General features: G+C 59.2%; 17 protein-coding genes and 2 pseudogenes. 11 read left to right on the top strand and 8 right to left on the bottom strand.

What is annotated here, in order from left to right; translation table 11 throughout:
• Positions 1 to 34: 34 nt before the first annotated feature.
• The 6 genes from ACM14_RS13820 (at position 35) to ACM14_RS13840 (ending at position 6,608) form a co-directional block, all read left to right on the top strand.
• Positions 35 to 1,285 carry a CaiB/BaiF CoA-transferase family protein gene (locus ACM14_RS13820; protein WP_065346461.1) on the top strand — a complete coding sequence of 417 codons (1,251 nt, stop codon included), beginning with the start codon at positions 35 to 37 and terminating at the stop codon, positions 1,283 to 1,285.
• On the top strand, positions 1,270 to 1,665 hold the full coding sequence (locus ACM14_RS13825; RefSeq protein ID WP_065346448.1) for a cupin domain-containing protein: 396 nt from the start codon (positions 1,270 to 1,272) through the stop codon (positions 1,663 to 1,665). Before ACM14_RS13820 ends, ACM14_RS13825 begins: the two co-directional genes overlap by 16 nt.
• A gap of 57 nt (positions 1,666 to 1,722) precedes the next feature.
• Positions 1,723 to 2,886, top strand: coding sequence for an acyl-CoA dehydrogenase family protein (locus tag ACM14_RS13830; RefSeq protein WP_013802491.1), 1,164 nt, complete (start codon positions 1,723 to 1,725; stop codon positions 2,884 to 2,886).
• A gap of 167 nt (positions 2,887 to 3,053) precedes the next feature.
• Entirely contained in the window at positions 3,054 to 4,001 is a 948-nt protein-coding gene (locus ACM14_RS13835; RefSeq protein WP_065346449.1) for a LysR substrate-binding domain-containing protein, read from the top strand.
• A gap of 197 nt (positions 4,002 to 4,198) precedes the next feature.
• Positions 4,199 to 4,693, top strand: coding sequence for a discoidin domain-containing protein (locus ACM14_RS31560; RefSeq protein WP_139093425.1), 495 nt, complete (start codon positions 4,199 to 4,201; stop codon positions 4,691 to 4,693).
• A gap of 184 nt (positions 4,694 to 4,877) precedes the next feature.
• On the top strand, positions 4,878 to 6,608 hold the full coding sequence (locus ACM14_RS13840) for a hypothetical protein (RefSeq protein WP_139093426.1): 1,731 nt from the start codon (positions 4,878 to 4,880) through the stop codon (positions 6,606 to 6,608).
• Between the two features lie 62 nt (positions 6,609 to 6,670).
• Here the strand turns inward: ACM14_RS13840 and ACM14_RS13845 are convergent, their stop codons facing one another.
• Positions 6,671 to 9,163, bottom strand: a complete 2,493-nt coding sequence (locus ACM14_RS13845) for a PAS domain-containing sensor histidine kinase (protein WP_065346451.1) — start codon at positions 9,161 to 9,163, stop codon at positions 6,671 to 6,673.
• Positions 9,164 to 9,760: 597 nt separating this feature from the next.
• On the opposite strand from ACM14_RS13845, the gene ACM14_RS13850 reads away from it, so the two are divergent.
• Both ACM14_RS13850 and ACM14_RS13855 read left to right on the top strand, forming a co-directional pair.
• Positions 9,761 to 10,861, top strand: coding sequence for a porin (locus ACM14_RS13850; protein WP_043824728.1), 1,101 nt, complete (start codon positions 9,761 to 9,763; stop codon positions 10,859 to 10,861).
• Between the two features lie 130 nt (positions 10,862 to 10,991).
• Entirely contained in the window at positions 10,992 to 12,569 is a 1,578-nt protein-coding gene (locus tag ACM14_RS13855; RefSeq protein ID WP_065346452.1) for an esterase-like activity of phytase family protein, read from the top strand.
• Positions 12,570 to 12,797: 228 nt separating this feature from the next.
• Here ACM14_RS13855 and ACM14_RS32435 read toward each other — a convergent pair whose 3' ends face one another.
• Together ACM14_RS32435 and ACM14_RS30670 are read right to left on the bottom strand one after the other, a co-directional pair.
• Positions 12,798 to 13,043, bottom strand: coding sequence for a hypothetical protein (locus ACM14_RS32435; RefSeq protein WP_065346453.1), 246 nt, complete (start codon positions 13,041 to 13,043; stop codon positions 12,798 to 12,800).
• Positions 13,044 to 13,655: 612 nt separating this feature from the next.
• On the bottom strand, positions 13,656 to 14,924 hold the full coding sequence (locus tag ACM14_RS30670) for a PD-(D/E)XK nuclease family protein (RefSeq protein ID WP_084027370.1): 1,269 nt from the start codon (positions 14,922 to 14,924) through the stop codon (positions 13,656 to 13,658).
• A gap of 212 nt (positions 14,925 to 15,136) precedes the next feature.
• On the opposite strand from ACM14_RS30670, the pseudogene ACM14_RS30675 reads away from it, so the two are divergent.
• Positions 15,137 to 15,671, top strand: a pseudogene (locus tag ACM14_RS30675) (transposase); the annotation flags it as partial.
• Between the two features lie 85 nt (positions 15,672 to 15,756).
• Here the strand turns inward: ACM14_RS30675 and ACM14_RS30680 are convergent.
• Both ACM14_RS30680 and ACM14_RS31570 read right to left on the bottom strand, forming a co-directional pair.
• Complete coding sequence (locus ACM14_RS30680; RefSeq protein WP_084027371.1) at positions 15,757 to 16,779, bottom strand: HAMP domain-containing sensor histidine kinase; 1,023 nt, start codon at positions 16,777 to 16,779, stop codon at positions 15,757 to 15,759.
• On the bottom strand, positions 16,776 to 17,390 hold the full coding sequence (locus tag ACM14_RS31570; protein ID WP_139093427.1) for a response regulator: 615 nt from the start codon (positions 17,388 to 17,390) through the stop codon (positions 16,776 to 16,778). Before ACM14_RS31570 ends, ACM14_RS30680 begins: the two co-directional genes overlap by 4 nt.
• A 248-nt stretch (positions 17,391 to 17,638) precedes the next feature.
• Between ACM14_RS31570 and ACM14_RS30685 the strand changes: the two are divergent.
• Positions 17,639 to 18,378 (top strand): annotated as a pseudogene (locus ACM14_RS30685) (IS5 family transposase).
• A 268-nt stretch (positions 18,379 to 18,646) separates the two neighbouring features.
• Positions 18,647 to 19,024, top strand: coding sequence for a hypothetical protein (locus ACM14_RS13885; RefSeq protein ID WP_034367409.1), 378 nt, complete (start codon positions 18,647 to 18,649; stop codon positions 19,022 to 19,024).
• Positions 19,025 to 19,133: 109 nt separating this feature from the next.
• Here the strand turns inward: ACM14_RS13885 and ACM14_RS13890 are convergent, their stop codons facing one another.
• From ACM14_RS13890 to ACM14_RS32265, 3 genes are all read right to left on the bottom strand, one after another.
• Positions 19,134 to 19,679 carry a PepSY domain-containing protein gene (locus ACM14_RS13890; protein ID WP_016445999.1) on the bottom strand — a complete coding sequence of 182 codons (546 nt, stop codon included), beginning with the start codon at positions 19,677 to 19,679 and terminating at the stop codon, positions 19,134 to 19,136.
• Positions 19,680 to 19,821: 142 nt separating this feature from the next.
• Positions 19,822 to 21,033 (bottom strand): tryptophan synthase subunit beta, encoded by a 1,212-nt coding sequence (gene trpB / locus ACM14_RS13895; protein WP_065346454.1) that lies wholly within the window; start codon positions 21,031 to 21,033, stop codon positions 19,822 to 19,824.
• Positions 21,034 to 21,081: 48 nt separating this feature from the next.
• A partial coding sequence (locus tag ACM14_RS32265) for a hypothetical protein (protein WP_217491961.1) occupies positions 21,082 to 21,416 on the bottom strand: 335 nt, incomplete at its 5' end.

A 21,416-nucleotide genomic window follows, 5' to 3' on the forward strand; every position in this document is an offset into this window, starting at 1 on the left:
GCAAGGCCCTCTTGCCGGGGTGAAGGTGCTGGACATGACCTCGGTGGTCATGGGCCCCTTTGCCACCCAGATCCTTGCGGGCCTGGGGGCCGAGGTGATCAAGGTCGAATCGCCCGAGGGCGACAACATGCGCCACGTCGGCCCCATGCGCAACCCCGCCATGGGCCACATCTTCCTGCAGGCCAACCAGGGCAAGCGCTCCGTGGTGCTGGACCTCAAGCAGGGCGCCGCGCGCGATGCCCTGCTGCGCCTGGCCGAAGGCTGCGACGTGCTGGTCAGCAACGTGCGGCCCCAGGCCATGGCGCGCCTGGGCCTGGCCTACGAGGACGTGGCGGCGCGCAACCCGCGCATCATCCACGTGAGCTGCTGCGGCTTCGACCAGCGCGGCCCCTACGCGGCCCGGCCCGCCTATGACGACCTCATCCAGGGCGCCACCGGTGTGCCCTGGCTGGCGCAGCAATACGGCGGTGGCCAGCCGGCCTATGCCCCCATGACCCTGGGCGACCGCGTCACCGGCCTGCACGCGGTCTACGCCGTCACGGCCGCCCTCTATGCGCGCGAGAAGACCGGCAAGGGCCAGGCCGTGCTCGTGCCCATGTATGAGGCCATGACCCAGTTCATCCTGGGCGACCACATGGCGGGCCTGTCGTTCGAGCCGCAGCTGGGCGGCCCCGGCTATGCGCGCCTGCTCACGGCCCACCGCAGGCCCTATCGCACCAGCGACGGCCACCTGTGCGTTCTCATCTACAACGACAAGCACTGGCACAGCTTCTTCAACGCCATAGGCCAGCCCGAGCGCATGGCCGAGCCCATATTCGCCACCCACAGCCAGCGCGCGCTGCACATCGATGCCGTCTATGCCGAAGTCTCGCGGCTGATGGCAGGGCGCACCACCGCCGAATGGCGCGCACTGCTGGACGCGGCCGATGTGCCCAACATGCCCATGGCCTCGCCCGAGGACTTGATCGCCGACCCCCAGCACCAGGCCACCGGCTTCGTGCACGAGATAGACCACCCCAGCGAAGGCCGGCTGCGCACCACGGCCAGCCCCACGCGCTGGAGCGCCACGCCACCCGCAGAACGCGCCGCCCCCGCGCCACGCCTGGGCGAACACACCCTGCAGGTGCTGCGCGACGCGGGCCTGACCGAGGCCGAGCTGGCCGCCCTGCAGGCCAGCCGCGCCTGCAGCCAGGCTGCCGCGCTGCAAGACGCCCCACCACAAACACAAGCACAAACACAAACACAAACACAAACCGAAGGAAACCGCCCATGCCCCGCTACCTGATCCGCGAACAAGACGTGCCCGGCTACAGCCCCGCCAACCACCACGGCACCGTCAACCGGCGCCTGGTCAGCGCCGCCAACGTGGGCGCGCGCCACATGGAGCTGGTGCTGGGCACGCTGGAGCAGGGCGGCGGCGCGCTGCCCCATGCCCACCCCGGCATGGAGCAGGCCTGCTACCTGCTGGCCGGCACGGCCGAGGTGGAAATCGACACCCCGGACGGCAAGGAACGCTTTGCCATGCAGCCCGGCGACACCTGCTTCTTCCCCGAGGACTGCATGCACATCTTCCGCGTGACCAGCGCCGAGCCCGTGCGCCTGCTGGTCTTCTACAGCCCGCCCTACGGTGAGAACCCCGAGCGCGTGTGCCGGCCGGCAGCCTGAGCCCCGTCACCCCACAGACATAACAAGCGAACAGCAACAAGCAACGGAGAACACACCATGGACTTTCTGTGGAACGAAGAACAGGAACAGATACGCGACGCCGTCGAGCGCGCCTGCGCCCCCTTTGACGCTGACTACTGGCTGCACAAGGACCACGAAGGCGGCTTCCCGCACGACTTCCACAAGGCCCTGGCCGACGCGGGCTGGCTGGGCATTGCCATGCCCGAAGAGTTTGGCGGCGCGGGCCTGGGCATTAGCGAGGCGGCGCTGATGATGCACACCATCTCGGCCACGGGTGCGGGCCTGTCGGGCGCCTCGGCCGTGCACATGAACATCTTCGGCCTGCACCCCGTCGTCGTCTTCGGCACGGACGAGCAAAAGCGCCGCTGGCTGCCCCCGCTGATCGCGGGCACGGACAAGGCCTGCTTCGGCGTCACCGAGCCCAATGCCGGCCTCAACACCCTCAAGCTGCAGACCCGCGCCGTGCGCGATGGCGACGTCTACGTGGTCCATGGCCAGAAAGTCTTCATCTCCACCGCCCAGGTCGCCAACAAGATCCTGCTGCTGGTGCGCACCAAGCCCGTGGAAGAGTGCAAGGGCACGGAAGGGCTGAGCCTGTTCTACACCGACCTGGACCGCGAACGCATCGAGGTGCGCGAGATCGACAAGCTGGGCCGCAAATGCGTGGACACCAATCAGCTGTTCATCGACGGCCTGCGCATCCCCGCCGAGGACCGCATCGGCGAAGAGGGCAAGGGCTTCTCGTACATCCTGCACGGCCTCAACCCCGAGCGCATCCTCATCGCCGCCGAGGCCGTGGGCCTGGGCCGCGCCGCTCTGGCGCGTGCCACCCAGTACGCCAAGGAGCGCGTGGTCTTCGACCGCCCCATCGGCCAGAACCAGGGCATACAGCACCCGCTGGCCCAGGCCTGGATGGGGCTTGAGGCGGCCCACCTCATGGTGCAAAAGGCCGCCTTCCTCTACGACAGGGGCCTGCCCTGCGGCGCCGAGGCCAACGCCGCCAAATACCTGGCGGCGGAAGCCTGCGCCAAGGCCTGCGAGACCGCCATCTTCACGCACGGCGGCATGGGCTACGCCAAGGAATACCACGTGGAGCGCTACATGCGCGAATCCTGGATCCCGCGCCTGGCGCCCGTCAGCCCGCAGCTCATCATGTGCTTCATCGCCGAAAAGGTATTGGGCTTGCCTAAATCGTATTGACCCCCTGAGTCGCTTCGCGCCTTCCCCCTTCTCGCTGCGCGGAGGGGGACGACACCCTCGGTGCGGGGCGGCCCTTCCTCGGTGTCTCAAAGTTGAGGTGCGCGGGTTTTGTGGCTGCGAACCATCTGAAGTCCCATGATTTATCAATCTGTATTTCAGAGGTAGCCATGGTGCAAGATGCCATCTCGCTTGCTCCTCATCCGCCGCCTCTCATGAAGACCCACCTGCTGCGCTATTTCGTCGCCCTGGCCGAGGAACGCCACTTCGGCCGCGCGGCCCAGCGCCTGTGCATCACCCAGCCGCCGCTGAGCATGGCGCTCAAGACCCTGGAGCAGGACCTGGGCGCCAGCCTCATGGACCGCGACGCCAAGAACGTGCGCCTCACCCCTGCGGGCGAGGCTTTCCTGGTCGAGGCACGCAAGGTGCTCGCCCAGCTGCAGCATGCGGCCGACGTGGTGCGCGGCGTGGCCGAAGGCATGCAGGGCCGGCTGGACGTGGGCATCACCGGCTCCATGGTCTACCGCCAGGTGCCCGACTTCTGCCGCGCCTTCCGCGCAGAACGCCCCCTGGTCGAAGTCTGCCTGCATGAAATGTCCACGCGCGAGCAACTGCAGGCCATTGCCAGCGGCCAGATCGACTGCGGCTTTCTCAACATAGCCACCCCGCCAGACGGCCTGCAGACCCTGTCGATTGGCGAGGAACCCTTTGTCTGCTGCCTGCCCGCCACGCATGCGCTGGCGCAGCAGTCCGACATCGACCTGCGCGAACTGGCCCGCGACACCTTCGTCATGTTCGCCCGCGAAGTGGCTCCGGCCAACTACGACAACGTCATCGCCTGCCTGCAGCAGGCCGGCATCCACCCCCACACACGCCACGCGGCGCGCCAGTGGCTCACCGTCATGGCCCTGGTCTCGGCAGAGCAGGGCGTGGCCCTGGTGCCCAGCTGCATGCAGCGCGTGGGCATGAACGGCGTGGTGTTCGTGCCGCTGCGCGGTCCGCAGCAGGCCATGACGCCCGCCGTCATGGCCTGGCGGGCGGACCAGCCTGCGGCGGTGCTGCAGGCGTTTATTGAGCATGTTCGGCGTCTGGTATTGAGAGAGTCGAATGGGCTTTGACACAGATGGGTTACGCCTTTTGAGGCCCTGGCCAAACGTTTTCTGTTGTCGCCTGCAGATACATCGCTCTCCTGAATATGGTAGATCGAATAATAGGATTGGTCTTATTGCCTTGGCCATTATTGCGTCCTAGCCTTGCATTGCGCAATTTTGCGCAATTTTGCGCAATTTTGCGCAATATTGAAGGAGATGCAATCATGCGAGAAAATTTCATCGGATCTGTTCTTTGCGTTTTACTTTCTGCAACTGCTTTGTCAGCCAGTGCAGAAGTACTCTCTGAGGAAAAAACCGTATCTGCGAATAGCTATGGGACCAAGATTCCGCTCGGTATTTTTGGCGCTTCTGGAAACTATGGGGATTCACTCAAAGCAATTGACGGAAATGCCGGTACATATTGGAATTCCAATGGATTTTCAACCCAGTGGATTGCCTTGGATCTTGGGTGGGAAAGGAATTTTTCTCTTATTCGTTTGTTGACGGTGCAAAGTCCTGCAGGGGATACAAATCATCGAATATGGGGAAGAACCAATGGAGGGAAAATGATCTTCCTCGGCGCAATCACGAGTTACACGAGTGGTGGTCTTTGGTTGGAATTTCAGAATCGCCGCCCAGACCCTGTGCGAGTTGTCTATGTTGAAACAATATCATCACCATCTTGGGTGGCATGGGCTGATATTGAGATATATCAATAGATGTCGATTCTTGGAAAAGCCTGAGCCTCCTGAATTCTTATTCCTGTTGAGAATTTATTGGGAAAATTGAGGCTGTTTTTGATTGTGGCTATGCAAAATTGGCCAAATACCTCCCCACGTTGAAAAAGCATGCTCACTGTATTTTTAATTCTTTGAGTTTTCTGGCTTATCTTTGGCAATATTGATGTTGTTTTCTAAGAGAAGATTCAATTCTGCAGATATATCTGCATCTGAGTATGCGGTATTTGCGTTAGCGGGGATTTTCTTGGCGGTAGGACTTGCGTTCTATAATGGTGATATTGAGCTGCCCAGATTGTTGTATATATTGCCGTGGATTGTGGGATTTATATTTTTGATCTTTGCCCTCGCACGTGTTATTTCCGGGATACTGACTAGCGCAAACCTGCCTTTGCTTTTATTTGCCTTGCTGTTGGTATTTGGCGTTTGTTTCTTTGCACTGAAGTCCACAAGCACCGGATTCATCAGGCACGACGAAATATATAGCTGGGGAATGTGGGGTGTACAGCATTTTTTGGGTCAGCCCTATGACACCTACTACACTCAGGCTCCGTATCCTCAGTTTTTTGCATATGAACTTGGCTCCGTATTCCTGGCGCAAGGCAATCACGTATCACATTTCGCTGCGAAGCTTGTGTGTGGAATACCGGCTCTCGTTATCGTTATTGCATTTTCCGATCTTGTTGCAAGGAGCTCCAGCCAACTCATCAACTGGCTGACATTGCTGCTCACTTTCGGAGCATTGGCAAGTTTTGGAAATCTGCTGTTTTGGGCCTATGCCGATCCGCTTGCTACGGCATTGATTCTATTGAGCTTCACGCTCTTGTTGCAGTATTCCGAGAAGCCTGCCAAATTGCGTCCCTTGATGCTGTCGCTGTTCTGCGGTTTGTTGGCATCTCTCACCAAACAACCCGGATTGGTCTGGTGCCTTGCCTCGCTTCCCATGCTGATAATCTATGGCGTGTGGCGTTGGAAATGGCGGCCTGCGGCATTGGCCGCGTGCATTGTAGGGATGCTGCTCGCGGCAATATGGCCCCTCTTTGTTGCCCCGGAGTTCACGGGAAATCAAGGGGTGCTTGATATCGTGAAGAAAAATGGCGGATGGATGGCGTCAGTCATGCTATCCCTGAAAAAGTACATCGTCGATTCCCCGGATATAGGCATGCTTCTCATTGGGGCGATGCTGGTCTCCTTGTTTTCAGGTAGGGGCAGGGTTTTCTGGATTATTTGTGTCCTACCATTTCTGGTTATTTGGTTTACCGTAGGTGCTTATGAACAACGCCATGGAATCCATGTTCTGTTTGTGTCCACGGCTCTTGTCAATTATCTGCTGATTCAAAAATATCCATGTATTGATGGTATTTCAAGACAACCAAGGATCTTCAATTTTCAAGAGAGAATTCCAACGGATACGATTTGCGTGGCGGTGTCTGTAGTTCTGTTGACTTCATCCGTATATCTTGCATATCAGCGGAATTATTCAAATCTGCAAGATGGGAATAAGGCAATTTTCATATCTCAATTTGGAGACGAATCAAATGATGTGTACCGAGATATCATAGATAATCAGCGAAGAATTTTTGTTGTCAGCAACTATCAATATGGCATGTTCTTCAACAGGACCATCATTGGCCGGCCCGAGCTACACAGGAGTGTGTTGACTCCCAAGGACTTTCTTGAAGAACTTGCCAATTTCAAACCTGAATATATTTTCGATGCGGGAGAATGGACTTACGGCCCTTATTCTTCTCATCTGCGCGAACTGATTGAGGTTTGCCCGGATGCCTTTTCCTTGAGAAAGAAAAACGATTTCTCGCCTTACTCTGCAATCTACCAAGTTGACAGTCAGGCGCTGGGCACTGAGTGCTCTTCCCGCTTTGACAGCGCCCCTCTGTAGTCGGCGATCGACTCTGCCCACATGCCCACATGCCCACATGCCCACATGCCCATGTGCCAGCTTCAGTCCGATTGCACAGCGTCGGTACTGCCCAGAATCTCCGCCACCTTGAGCGCCAGCGCATCCAATGTGAACGGCTTGGTCAGAAGCTGCGTACCGGGGTGCAGGTTTTCCTGGCTGAGCGGAGATGCCTCGGTGAACCCGGTGATGAAGAGCACCGGCAGGTCGGACCGGGCCAGGCGTGCCTCGTCGGCAAGCTGCTTGCCGTTCATTCCGCCGCGAAGCCGCATGTCCGTGATCAGCATGTCCACCCGGGTTCCGGCACGCAGTACCTGCAGCGCGGCGGCTGCATCGGCCACGGCAAGCACCGTGTAGCCCAGGTCGACAAGCGCCTCGTCGATGAGATGGCGGATCGGGGCTTCGTCATCCACGACCAGCAAGGTCCTTTGGGCAGGAACGACTACCTGCCTTGCCGCATCGACCGCGCGTTCTGCAACGGGCGCGGCGTCGCACCTGGGCAGATACAGGCAGACCGTGGTGCCCTGGCCCGGCTGGGAGAAGATCCTGACCGCTCCTCCCGATTGCCGCGCGAAGCCGTAGATCATCGACAGCCCCAACCCTGTTCCATGGCCCACCGGCTTGGTGGTGTAGAACGGCTCGAAGGCGCGCGCAATGGTCTGCTCCGACATGCCGGTGCCCGTATCGGTGACGCACAGCGACACATAGCCGCCCGGCGGAAGATCCCACTCCCGGGCTGCCGCCTCTTCAAGCTCGATATTGGCTGTCATGATGGTCAGCCGGCCGCCTTCGGGCATGGCATCGCGGGCGTTGATGCACAGGTTCAGGATGGCGTTCTCCAGCTGCGTTCCATCGATTTGCGCATGCCACAGATGGGCTGCCGGCACGATGTCGATGTCCACGCTGGCGCCCACGGTCCTGCGCAGCAGGTCCTCCCAATCGGCCAGGAGCGCGGCCATATCGGTGGGCTTGGAGTCCAGGATCTGCCGGCGCGAGAACGCAAGCAGCCGCTGCGTGAGCGTGGCGGCGCGCCGCACCGCCCCCTGCGCTCCATGGATGAAGCGCGTGAGGTTGTCCACCTGGCCGCGCGCCAGCATCCGCTGCAGCAGCTCCAGATTGCCCATGACGGCCGCCAGCAGGTTGTTGAAGTCGTGCGCAAGACCGCCCGTCAACTGGCCCACGGCCTCCATCTTCTGCGACTGGCGCAGTTGCTCCTGCACCTTGGCCAGCGCTTCGGCCTTGGCCATTTCGGAGGTGATGTCGCGGCCCACCGCATTGATGCGGCCTGCCGCCGAACGCGTGGACCAGGAGATCCAGCGGTAGCTCCCGTCCCGATGGCGATACCGGTTGTCAAACCGGGCATGCGCCATGCCTGTGGCCAGCTCCTGCGTGTCCTGGATGGTGCGCGCCAGATCCTCGGGATGGATGAGATGAAAAAGCGTTGTGCCCAGCAGCTCGTCTTCACGCCAGCCCAACACCTCGGTCCAGGCCGGGTTGACCGCAGTGATGATGCCCTCGAACGTGCAGCGCATCATGATGTCGGAAGACAGCTGCCACAGCGCGTTGCGGTCGGCCGTGCGCTCTGCCACCTGTTCCTCCAGCGTGGCATTCAAGCGCTCCAGCGCGGCCTGGGCCTGCTTGCGCTCGGTGATGTCGGAGGCCGCTCCCAGCCAGCCGGTGATGGCGCCTGCGGCATCGAACAGCGGCACGGCGCGCGAGAACGCCCAGCCCACGCTGCCATCGACCCGGTTCACCCGGTGCTCGATCACATAGTCGGTCTTCGTGCGGATGGCCCGCGCGATCTCCGCGCGCACCAGGTCGCGGTCCTCCGGGGGGATGTAGTCTTCCAGCCAGTTCGTGTTGGACGCCTGCGTGTCAGGGATGAACCCGCCGCCTGCCAGCTGGTGCAGCTCGCTCCAGTCCGCACTGATGGAGTAGCGCACTTCCGACGAGGACCGCACCAGCGCATCCAGCCGTTCCTCGCTCTGGCGCAACATGTCCAGCGCGCGCCGTTCCGCATCGATGTCCAGAATGGCGATGGCCGTGGCCACAACTTCCTTGTCCGCATTGCGCAGCGGCACCCCGAACACGCGCGTCCACACCTCAAGCCCCTGGGGCGTGTCATAGACGCAGTCAACACCCGGCACCACCAGCTCCCCGCGGAACGCGCGGGCGGCCACAAACTGGTCGCGGGGGACGGGCTTGCCATCCTTGTCCCAACTGCGCCAGCGGCCCCGGTCTTCCTCGGCCGACAGCAGCGAAGGGATGGGGGTGTCCGGCAGGAAATGGCGGTAGGCGGGGTTGGACATCAGCACCTTGCCACCCTTGCCCACCAGGCACAGGCCTATCGGCAGATGCTCGATGAAATCCGAGAACAGCGTCTTCTGGTCTGCCACTTGTGCATCGAACGGGTCCTGATCGCTGGCGCCCGCGCCCTGCACGGCGCTGGCATGGCCCGCCGTGGCAATCGCCAGCTGCGCCCGCAGCCGGGCGTTTTCCTCGCGAAGCAGGGCAATCTCTTCGGACTCTTGGATCATGGGGGATGGGGCGGGGCGTTGGGTGGAGGAGAGGGGGCAGCTCGCCGCAGGCGGGGACGGCGATGCTGCCTGGGGATCATAGCTGTGACTGCTGGTGCGACCGATGTTGAGGCTGCAGTCCTCGGTGCGGCAATTCTTGTGGGCTTTCGGCCTCCCAGGGACTATTGGGTTGAACTGGCCGTGCAATGGGCTGAATTTGGGTCCCCAATGACCGATGAATCGGTCGACGAACGCTCGAAATGTGCCATTGAAAATATGGAAGTCGAGAACCTTATTGGGAAAATGGCAAAAGGATGCATATTTCCGCCAATTTCTCGAATATGAATCAAACAAATTGGCAATGAATGATCTGCCCCGTCGTGCAGGCCATGGCTGAAGGGTGGCGGCGATAGGGCTTCCCTGCAGGAAAGGTGCCGCAGGCACCGCCGCTGCTGTGACTTTCATGTCACACAGCACAGCTGTCACGAAGAATACTTATGTGTTGCTTAGAGTTCCCGCAGCGGTGGCAGGAGGCTACCGTCATTCTCATTAATAAGTTCAGTTCGTATCTCGCCAATGAAAAATCAAAAAACGTGCTCGCGCATTCTGGGACTCGCGATGGGCACATTCTTCGCCTCTTCTTCCAGCTTGGCCTTGGCACAATCTTCCGTCACCATTTTTGGTGTGGTGGACGTCGGTGTCACCATTGCCAAGTCCGGCAGCAACAGGCTCAATGCACTGAACTCCAGCCAAGGCAAGACCAGCTTGCTTGGCTTGCGCGGCACGGAGGACCTCGGCGGCGGCAACCGAGCTCAGCTCTGGCTTGAAGGCGGCCTCAACCCCGATGTCGGCACTGGCGGCAGCAGCGGATCCCTTGGCTTCGAGCGCCGCTCCACGATCGGGCTGAGCAACAATTCCTGGGGTGAAATCCGGCTGGGTCGCGACTACACCCCCAGCTACAACATCTTCACCGCTTTCGCGGGCCCCGACACCACCACCGGTGTGCAGGCCAATCTGTTCCAGACGATCCGCCAGACTGCCTACAACGCCGCCAGCCAAAGCGGCGTGGTCGACCGCACGCGCATCAGCAACGCCGTGGGCTACTTCCTGCCGAGCGACCTGGGCGGTGTCTATGGCCAGTTCTCGGTTTCCTTTGGCGACGAGAACGCCTCCGGCTCTGGCGCAAGCAAGGCCCGCAGGTACATAGGCGGCAACCTGGGCTATCGCTCTGGCCCGCTGAACGTGGGTATCGGCTACGGAAGGATCGACGGCACCGCGGCCGTGGCTTCGCCCAGCGCCATCGCTGCAACCAGCGATCTGGAAGACCTGGTGCTGGGCGCCTCGTACAACTTCGGCAGTTTCCTGCTCAATGGCGGATACAACAGCCTGAAGTGGGAGCCCGTCAACGGCGCAACCTCCGGGAAGGTGGACGGTTTCTACCTGGGCGCGACCATCCCCATGGGGCAAGGCAGCTTGCGCGTCAAGTACGCCAGCGCCAAGTTCAGCGGCAACGCCTCTGCCCTCACGCGCAGCGGCGGCAAGGCCGACAAGTATTCGATCGGATATGTCTACGACTTCTCCAAGCGCACCTCTCTGTACGCAGGGCTGGCGCGTGTCAACAACAAGAACGGCGCCAGCGTCGGCCTGATCGGCGGCCCTGCGGGTGTGGCCAACGCCGGCTCGACCGGTGTGGACCTGGGCATCAGCCACTCGTTCTGAGCGGCACAGCGCCTTTTTCAGAAACGAAGCCTTCAAGGCTGGGCAGGCCCTTGCCACGCAGGGCCTGCCGATCTGCCTATCTGCCGATCTGCTTATCAGGCTTGCCTCTTCTTCTCAAGACCTACTCGCCATGCGCCCCCCCACTTCTTCCTGCCTGATGGCAGTGATCGCCGCCGCGGCTGCCTTGCTGAGTGCCTGCGCCGACACCCGCCCGCTCCAGGCCGCCGGCTCCGAGACGGTGGCGCAGACCACCGGCGTCGGCAGCATCCGCGCCACCGTCACGCGCCAGGACGTCCAGTTCGACGACAGGTTCTATTTCCCCTACGAAGGCCAACACCCCGCCACCAAGGCCGATTTCCCCAAGGGCTTTCTGCCAGCCTACGGTTCGGGCCTGGCCTTGAAGGGCAGGCGTGCCGACGGCACGCTGGAGTTCTACGCCATCACCGATCGCGGCCCGAACGCGACCACCGGCCCGGTCACGCAGATCACCGACGGCTCCAATCCCGCGGGCTTTGCCAGTTCCACGGTGTTTCCCTCGCCCAACTTCACTCCGTCCATCGGCGTGATCGCCCTCGGAAAGGACGGAGCCAGGTTCGTCTCCACCCTGCCGCTCAGATTCAGCGCCACACAGAACGCCAACGGCCGCGTGCAGCCACGGGGCATCACAGGCAACACGGGCGAGCAAGTCCTGGACGACTCCTTCACCTATCCCGGCAAGGCCAAGGGCTACAGCGAATTCGGCCTGGACACAGAATCCGTGGTGGTGGATGCCGCGCGCAATGTGCTGTGGGTGTCCGACGAATACGGACCCTTCATCGTGAAGATCGACCCGGCGACCGGCATCATCCAGAAGAAATACGGGCCCGGCACCGGCGCGTCCGATCTGCCTGCCATTCTCGCCAAGCGCCGCGCCAACCGTGGCATGGAGGGGCTGAGCATCGATGCGGCCAGCGGCAAGCTGCACGGTTTCCTGCAAAGCCCTCTGGACGACGGCAAGGCCGACTACACCACCGCTGCCGTTGCCGACGCCACTGGCAAGTCGGAGAACGTGCGCGACTACGCTCGCTTTGTCCGTTGGGTGGAGTTTGACCCGACCACCGAGAAAACCCGCCTGTTTGCCTTGCCCGTGGACAGCCGCTGGTACAACCAAGGCAAGACCGGCAATGCCAAGCTGGGTGATGTGGTCTCACTGGGCAAGGGGAAGTTCATCGCCATCGAGCAAGGCACTGGCAAGGACAAGAAAGTCTTCAACGACCTGGTTCTGATCGAGTTTCCGGCCAACGCCACCGACATCACCGCGCTGGGCTCCGACCTGGAAAAGAGCAGCCTGACTGGCAAGCCGGTCAATGGCTCGGACTATTCCAAGGTCGTGACGCTCAAGAAGACCCGGCTCTTCAACCTGAACGCCACCGGCTGGGTGGCCGAGAAGGCCGAAGGCCTGGCACTGGTCGATGACTACACGCTGGCGCTGACCAACGACACCGACTTCGGTGTTTCGCTGGCCGTGCTGGACGCCAGCGGCAAGGAAATCGAAGGCTCGGACGTCACCAAATGCATGGTGGACGCAGAAGGCAAGATCGTGAACGACGGCCAATGCGCCAAGGGCGCGGCGAGCCTGCGCTTTACCACCAATGACGTCAACGATCGCACGCAGCGACTGTGGACCTTTGGGTTCAGCAAGAAGCTGAGCGAATACGGCACTCCCTGAACGACTGCGACTGCATGGCATAGGCAAGACAACGGGGCCACGGCGATCCAGGGCGGTTCTTCCAGCTCGGTAGTCGCCACGCCGAACCAGCTCGCCACGTGCAGCCCTGGCGCCCACAAACTGGTCCCTGGGGATCGGCTTGCCTTCCTGGTCCCAACTGCGCCAGCACCCCCGGTCTTCTTCGGGCGCCACAAGCGATGGTGGAGAGCTTTCCGGCAGGAAATGGCGCTAGGCCGGGTTGGACATCAGCACCTTGCCGCCCTTGCCCACCAGGCACAGACCTATCGGCAGATGCTCGATGAAATCCGAGAACAGCGTCTTCTGGTCTGCCACCTGTGCATCGAAGGGGTCCTGATCGCTGGCACCCGCGCCCTGCACGGCGCTGGCATGGCCCGCCGTGGCAATCGCCAGCTGCGCCCGCAGCCTGGCGTTTTCCTCCCGGAGCAGGGCAATCTCTTCAGACTCCTGGATCATGGGGAATGGAGCGCGGCTTCGGGTGGAGGAGGGGGTCAGATCGCCGCTGGCGGGGACGGCGATTTTGGTTTGGGGATCATTGCTGTGAGTGGCTGGTTGGTGAGGGCGATCCCAAGAGACGCGGCTTCCTCTGGCATCCACACAGAACAGCGCTGTCGGGTCAAGACTCCTGAGGACTTACCCTGGACCGCAGCTGCTTGATGAGTGCCATGGATACGATCAATAGCCGCTTGGGCACTCAGTGGATGGATTCGCCCGCAGCCAGAGCCCGCGAGATCTCCTCACGCTCAACGCGGGTCAGGACCAAGCGGGATCAATGGCGCGCGGGCGGTTAAGTTCCGCCAGTCGCAGCCGGGATGTTCCGAATGGAGGTGTGTGGCCGATCCCACATCGCTGCCTTCTGCATTTCGGTACAGTGGATCCGAGGTCGTTGCTTCGTGGTCAGCACTCCTTGCTCCCGGTGCATGTTGCATCGGCCGGCGGAATCCACAGCCTAGTATCGTCATTCATGGCCAAACCCGCGTTTACGCTGCGGGCATCAGCCCGTCATTAGATGACGTGAACGCAATAGTGATGCCGTCCAGTTATGGTCTGAGGCAGTATCTCCTCACCTTATGCATCTGCCTTTAGCGTTGTCAGCATTTTATCTAGTCGATTAAGTTCATTAACCACCTGCGAACCTGCGGAGTCGTTAACGAGACCTTCAGCCATTTCCAGCCTTATCCACTGAGCAGCGGTGGGAGGCTTTTTCAAATGGCTACCTCTTAGCTGAATCGCTGCCGTCCGAAGTACCTCTTCGTAGTCGGGATCCACCCCTCGGAAGTTGGCAAAGGACCATACGTTGTACTTTCCCCGACCTTCACGTCCGGACCAAGCAACCACAAGCAATACCCATATGTTGCTTTCTGGATCAGCCTCGAACTTTGCCCAAGACTTCAGACGCAATCGCACCTCAGCAGGGCCTGTGACGACTTCCAGTCGATCACCAAATGCCCGCTTGGCCGTTTGAACCACACTGACATGGCGTGCCTGATCTAAGACATCGTTCCACAGTGCGCGGCGTTGGTGATACTCGATCAAAAGAGGCTCATTTATGGTGAGTGTTGGGTTTTCCAGTAGAGCACTGAGCCGCTCTTTTCTATAATCGCGAAAAACATTAAGAACAGCGATGTGGCTCTTTGCAATTTTTTCGATAAGCGTGTCTTTCTCTTCCTCTCGCTGCCCGGATAGCGCCAAGTCTTCTGTTAGGTAATCTTTAAACTGGTTTAGTGCATCCAGAGAGCGATTGCTCAGCAATCCTGATTTTTGATGAGTTGAAATCAGATCTATTAGCCATTGGTAACCAAGAGGTATCCAATGATCATCACCCGGCTTGGTTCCTTCGTTGGAATCCAAGTACACGAATATCTGGTTATAGCTCGGAAAGGATTTAGTGATGCCTTTTCTGTAGGCGGCCAGCTGGTCCGAGTGAACGGCGCTTCCATACTTGTTTTCTATCGCCACCACCAGCTTGTTCTGTCGCGAAACCAGTAGCAAATCGATCGGCCGCCCTCTGCCCATAGACTTGTCGCTGTGCACACGGTATTCGGTGTGAACCAACAGGTCACTGAATGTTTTTCCCAAGATATCCCGAGGAGCTAGAACATTATGGCCCAACTCTTCGCGCCGATTGGTGCGCCAGACATTGAGGAGCAATTCCCGAAAGGCCTGATCGCCAATTCCATGCCCCTCTTGGGGGCGGAACAGCCATCCCAAGAAAGCAGAGACACGGGTCTCGGACAGGTCTGTAATGAATAGCAGTCTATGCTCTCTCTCCCGGCCGATGAGGGCTAGGTAGCTGGGATCGCTTAGAAAAAAGTCTATTTCTGCCTTTGTGGTCATTAATGAATTATAGATGGATTATGATTAATTATCTATTGTATCAGTAGATGCCGGGGATTTGCTAGGTGCGTACTGCAAAACCACATTTGGCAGGCCTTGCCCACAGCACGGTCGGCATAACTGCCAAATTGCGCTGCAATTCGCTTTTTTGGCCCCCGTTTAACGGCATCAACGCTGACCTAGCGCCTGCGCGACTGGGAACAGTTGTACCAAGCATGCTAACTCGCTTGCGTGAACATGAGCAGATTGATTGGAGCTGGGTCAGCATTGATGGCTCCTCGGTACTAAGCCTCCGGGGGGGGGGCAGGAAACGGGAATTAACCCAACGGACAGAGGTAAGCGCGGCTCCAAACGACACATCGTCGTAGATGCCTGGACATTTCTCAGGCGATCTTGGTCAGCGGTGCGAACAGGCATGACTCTAAGATGTTCGAGAGGTGCCTGGACGCGATTCCTGCGATTGCAGGATTGATAGAGCGTCTCCGTAAAAGACCCGCCAAGCTGTACTCTGACTTCAAGCGATGCCGAACCCACCTGAGGCAGCGGGGCGTCATTGGCCGGATCGCCAGATGAGGCATTGAGAGCGGTGAGCGGCTGGGCAAGCATCGGTCGGCGATGGAGCACAGATGGTTTGCAGGCTTTGGCAAGCTGAGAATCCGCTTTGAACGACGGCTGGATATCCATGAGGCGCCGCTGAAATTAGCGGCAGAGATCATCTGCGCGCGCTTCGTTGATTGGTGGTGTTAACTATTCTTATAATCGAAGCTAATTTGTAAAAATAAAATGAAGAAAGATATTGAAAAGTCGATATAGTCATGGTTCATCATAATTATTAACCTGCCGGGAGAGTGAGTACAAATGTGTTTCTAGCATATTGAGATCCACGAAGAGCGCCCCCTGCAATTACCGTTAATTTCCCAGAATTCATTCGTACCATTGATCGAGCAAGATAAAGGCCGAGGCCTGCCCCGTTGAGATTCGCGTCGATGGCATTTGAGCCAGAGTAGCCTTCTTCAAAGATCAAATCCGTCTCCTCTGGTTTAATGAAAAGACTTTCCATAACAAAGCGGATTTTAACTAATCCCTCGGAGCTTTGAGAAACAGAGACAGTGAAATCGCTATTTGAGCGAGTGTATTTCGCTGCATTCTCGACTAAGTAGTAGATGCAGACGTGAATGGAGTCGTAGTCGAAACGAGCTTGGATATGTGTGCGCTCCACTTCTGCGCGAATTTTTTTTGCAATGAACTCACCAAAGAAGAGATAAAAAACATTCATTAAGACACGGTGTACATCATGCGTTTCTGAGCTGCTTTTATCCAATTTTCCTGAAAGGCGATCAAATGCTGTATATTCTGCTTTTTGTGCAGCTTGGTGTTTGAGTATCTCGAGCAGTGCGCGTGCGGTTCCTTCTAAGTTGCCTTGAATCTCTGATGCGAGGTATGGAACTATCTCTCGGGGATTCCCGAGTAGTCGATCTTGCTGTGCAAGCAAGAATACCTCTTGAGATGTCTTTGCTGTCAGAGATTTTAGGTTATGAAGGAGTCTTCGCGTTCTCTCCTCGGAGCGTTGAATAGATAGCTCTACAGTCGGCGCCACTGCCAGAATTGCATCTGCATCTGACTCTAAAAGTTTCTTGCTCTTTATTCGATTGATGTCATTTGAGAATGCAATTGCCAAATATTCCCCCGCTGTTTTTCGAAAAATGCGACATCTCTTGCCGTCTATCAAGGTGATTAGTGTGCCTGTTGACGGTAATTTCTCAATGCAATGGTGCAGGGTTGCCTGAGGAATCTGACTGAGCAATGGTTCATTGCGATTGCTAATCCACATCGTGACTTGAGTTGGGTTTTTCATTTTCTAAGAACCCGTACAATAGTATCTTCGAACCTAATTGGCTCAGCAGTTTTAGGCAGCGAATAATCCGCTTCTTGGAGTGCTTCATGAAAGCGGGCTCCTTTTTCTTCTGCTGAATAGATTACTACCTTTTTTTCTGAATATCTGCGCTTTATTGCAAATGCCAAACCGAGTCCCTCGTCACTGTACTGCATTATTTTTCCAACGCCCTGTATATCTATGAAGATAACATCTGCATTAAGTAGCTGAGGCTGTTCAAGTGACGAGATGTCAGCGACAAGTTTTGTATTGTCCCAGCCCATTTTTTTTAAAATGCTTACAATTTTAAACCCACGATCATCATCAATAAATAAAATCTGCGAAGTTCTTTTAAGCTCTGCCACGTCTGGTAGAGCAGGTTTCTGTGCCATATTGGCGGACATGTGCTGTGTATCTTGGCTTCCAATCGTCACCGTAACGCTCTGGTTGTTTTTGTTGCTATTCGTTGGGTTATTGGTCTGCGTATCTTTAGTGCTATTTATATGATTTTTCAAGAGGAATCCAGCAATAACAATTATTCCAACGATAACGGAAATTATTTTTTCAGTGGTATCAAGGGAGAATTCGGTCATTAGATAAATGAAGGTTAATTGTATAGAGGATAACCAGCTATAGGCAAATTTGCCTAATGACACTTCTGTCTTTAGATGTCACGGGTTGCATAGTAACACTTGATACAGCTGATGAGGCTGCATCTCCATTAGGAGCTGACTGGGACGGCCGTGCATACCTCAAAACTGCAGTCACGCAATTTGCTACTTAGAGTGGCTAACACCACTTCGTCACAGGCCCCCGCAGAGTAGTTGTGCTCGCTGCCCTCATGGCAAGACGACCCGTTAGCAAAGAACTGTGGCGACAGCTACAACCCCTGATCCCAGCCTTCGTGCCTTCTGCCAAAGGCGGTGCGCGCAAACTCGCAGTCAGCGATGAAGCCGCCCTCAACGGCATCCTGTTCGTGCTGCAAACAGGCATTCCCTGGGAAGACTTCCCCAATTTCTTGGGTACGGCAGCGGCATGACCTGCTGGCGGCGTCTGCGCGACTGGAATGCTGCTGGTGTCTGGGAGCAGTTGCACCAAGCCATGCTGACTCGCTTGCGTGGACATGACCAAATCGATTGGAGCCGGGCCAGCATTGATGGCTCCTCGGTACCAAGCCCCCAGGGGCCAGGAAACGGGACCCAACCCAACGGACAGAGGCAAGCTCGGCTCCAAGCGACACATCGTTGTAGATGCCAGAGGCATTCCTCTGGTGATCTTGTTCAGCGGTGTGAACAGGCACGTAAAAGACCGGCCAAGATGCACGCCGACAAAGACTACGACTTCAAGCGATGCCGAGCCCACTTGAGGCAGCGGTGCATCATTGGCCGGATTGCCAGACGAGGCATTGAGAGCAACGAGCGGCTGGGCAAACACCGGTGGGTGGTGGAGAGCACGCACAGCTGGTTTGCAGGCTTTGGCAAGTTGCGAATCCGCTTTGAAAGACGACTGGATATCCACGAAGCGCTGCTAAAACTGGCAGCGGCGATCATCTGTGCACGCTTCGTGGATCGGTGGTGTTAGCCACTCTAAATACCGCTTTCACTTCTTTCTACTCGCCTATCCACCTCATTTACCGCATCCCCCGGCGCAACCCCCAACATCTTGCACTGCTTGAAGGCAGACCGAAGGCTTGGCCTCGTATCAGCTTCTGTCTTCCCTGCCTCTTTACAAAATTCCAACTACAGGTGGCAGACAGAGACTTGGTAAAGCCGGAAGCTTTGCTGTCCGGTTCTCTCGCTTCCACTGCGTGCAGTGGCTCTGGGACCGGGACCCTCTCGACAGGACTCCAATGCCCCAGCCCACTCCCGCCACCACACCCCCACCCAAACTCGAAGACCTCGCCATAGACGCCGTACTGCACATGGGCGCCGCGCTGGATGTGCTGGACCTGCACGCTCGCCACAAGGTCACGGCCATCAATTGCGTGTGCCGCGATCTGCTGCGCATCTACTACGTGAAGGCCGATCAGGCGCAGTCGCTGGAGCCGGAAGACAGGGAACTGGTGGGCCTGCTGCACGACACGGCGGTGAACCTGGGCTATGCCATTGAGGTGGTGGAGCATCTCAATGGCGATGAGGCCGACGACCCCATTCTTTATGCCGTGAGCTATCTGCTCAGGGCGGCGAAGCGGTTTGCGGATGAGGGGGTGTCGGTAGCGTTGGCCTGAGGAGTGCTGCAGGCGCGGATGGCCTGCGGACATGGCGGGAGCGAGGCAAAAAATGGGCGAAAAAAAGCGCGCCTCATGTTGAAGCGCGCTGCCGGGTTGGGGCGGTGTGTCAGTCCTTCTTGGCCCGGATGACTTCGCCGCCCACGGCGTCGATCTTGACTTCCATGAGCGTGCCGTTGGCCTGCAGCACTTCGACTTGGTAGCTGGTCTGACCCCAGTGGGAGTCCAGTTCCGCGCTGACGGGCGTGCCCGGGGTGTGGCGGGTGGCGGCCTGGATGGCCTGCTCAATGGTGGACTTGGCCTTTTCCAGGCGCTGGCGGTCCTTGCGCTTGGCGGCGCCGTCGTTCTTGTGCTGGGCGGCCTGGCCGGTGATGGCGTTGACCCAGACTTCCACGCTGTCGCCGGCCGGGGTGATGACTTCGATTTCGTAGCGCGGGCCCATGCCGTCGCCGTCGTCCAGCTGGGCTTCGATGGCCTTGCCGGGCACGGCCTGGGTGGCGCGGGTGATGGCCTGCTCCAGCGGGATCTTGGCCTGGCTGGTGATGGTCTGCCATTCGGCCACCGACTTGGCGGCTGCGGGCAGGGCGGCGGTGGCGCAGGTCAGGGCCAGGGCGATGGAGAGGGCGGCGGTGCGTGCGAACGGGGCAGGCTTCATGGGTGTGGCTCCTTCCGGGAATGGGGTTGGACAAGACAACGGTCGGGGCCATTGTCTCCACCGTCCCGGAGAGCGGTTGTCGGAGAGGGCGCCCTTTGCCCCCTCCGGTGTGCTGCGGTTTGATTCAGCGCAAGCTCTGCGTTCAGAGGCCCAGCACCTTGGCCACGTAGTCGGCGTCCTTGTCGCCCCGGCCCGAGAGGTTGATGAGGATGTGCTGGTCCTTGGGCAGGCCGGGCGCCACGCGCATGGCCCAGGCCACGGCGTGGGCGCTTTCCAGCGCGGGGATGATGCCTTCCACGCGCGACAGCTGCATGAAGGCCTCCAGGCATTCCTTGTCGGTGACGGATTCGTACTGCACGCGGCCCAAGTCCTTGAGGTAGCTGTGCTGCGGGCCCACGCCCGGATAGTCCAGGCCCGAGGCAATGCTGTGCACGGCAGCGGGCGTTCCGTCTGCGTTTTCCAGCACGTAGCACTTCATGCCGTGGATTTCACCGGGCTTGCCCATGCTGAGGGTGGCTGCGTGGCGGCCGGGCTTGTCCGTGCCTTCGCCCGAGGGCTCCACGCCGACGAGCTTGACCGAGGCATCGCCCAGGAAGGCCGTGAAGATGCCCATGGCGTTGGAGCCGCCGCCCACGCAGGCGGCCACGTGGTCGGGCAGCTTGCCGTGTTTGGCCTGGAATTGCTCGCGCGCCTCGCGGCCGATGATGCTCTGGAAGTCGCGCACCATCATCGGGAACGGGTGGGGGCCGACCACGGAGCCGATGGCGTAGATGTAGTCCGTGGGGTTGGTGAGGTATTCCTCGAAGGCGCTGTCCACGGCTTCCTTGAGCGTGGCCGCGCCGCGCGTGACGGGCACGAGCTTGCAGCCCAGGATGCGCATCTTGGTGACGTTGGGGTGTTCCTTCTCGATGTCCACCTGGCCCATGTGGATCTCGCAGGGAATGCCCACCAGCGCGCAGGCCGTGGCCAGGGCCACGCCGTGCTGGCCGGCGCCGGTTTCTGCGATGACCTTCTTCTTGCCCATGAACTTGGCCAGCAGCGCCTCACCCAGGCAGTGGTTGATCTTGTGGGCGCCGGTGTGGTTGAGGTCTTCGCGCTTGAGGTGGATCTGTGCGCCGCCGAGCTGCTCCGACAGGCGCCGCGCGTGGAAGATGGGGCTGGGGCGGCCCACGTAGTCGGCGAAGAGCTGGGCCAGTTCCTGCTGGAAGTCTTGGCGTTTGGTGATTTCGGCGTAGGCGGTGTTGATGTCGTCCATGGCCTGCTTGAGGTGGGGCGGGACCAACTGGCCGCCGTAGGGGCCGAAGTAGCCTTCCTCGGTGGGCATGGGGGCGAAGGTGGGGGGTGTAGTGGTCATGGTTGCTGGCGGGTGTTCTGTGGAATGGCTGATGGTGGCGGTGGCAGCTTACGTAGGGCTGCCATGGGTCTGAAGAGAGAAAACCCCGGTTGGATTGACCGGGGTTTCTTGCTTTTTGACCCTGCCGGGTGGTTGTTTTTCGAGGCCGGGTTTCGGCCCGGCGGCCGACCGACTTTCTTGCCGCGCGGCAAGAAAGTAGGCAAAGAAACGCGCCCGAATGCCCGCGACCCCTTCGCTGCGCTGCGGGGCAACCTGCGTCGGGCCGCCTGCGGGGTTCGCCGCAGAACTCACTGCGCGCTGCGCGCTCCGTTCAGACAACTGCGGCGAGTCGGTTGACGAAGCAGTCCTGTCCTTCGGCAGGACTGCAACCCCGCAGGCGGCCC

It is taken from the genome of Delftia sp. JD2 (genome assembly GCF_001682645.1).
Taxonomy (GTDB): Bacteria; Pseudomonadota; Gammaproteobacteria; order Burkholderiales; family Burkholderiaceae_C; genus Comamonas; species Comamonas acidovorans.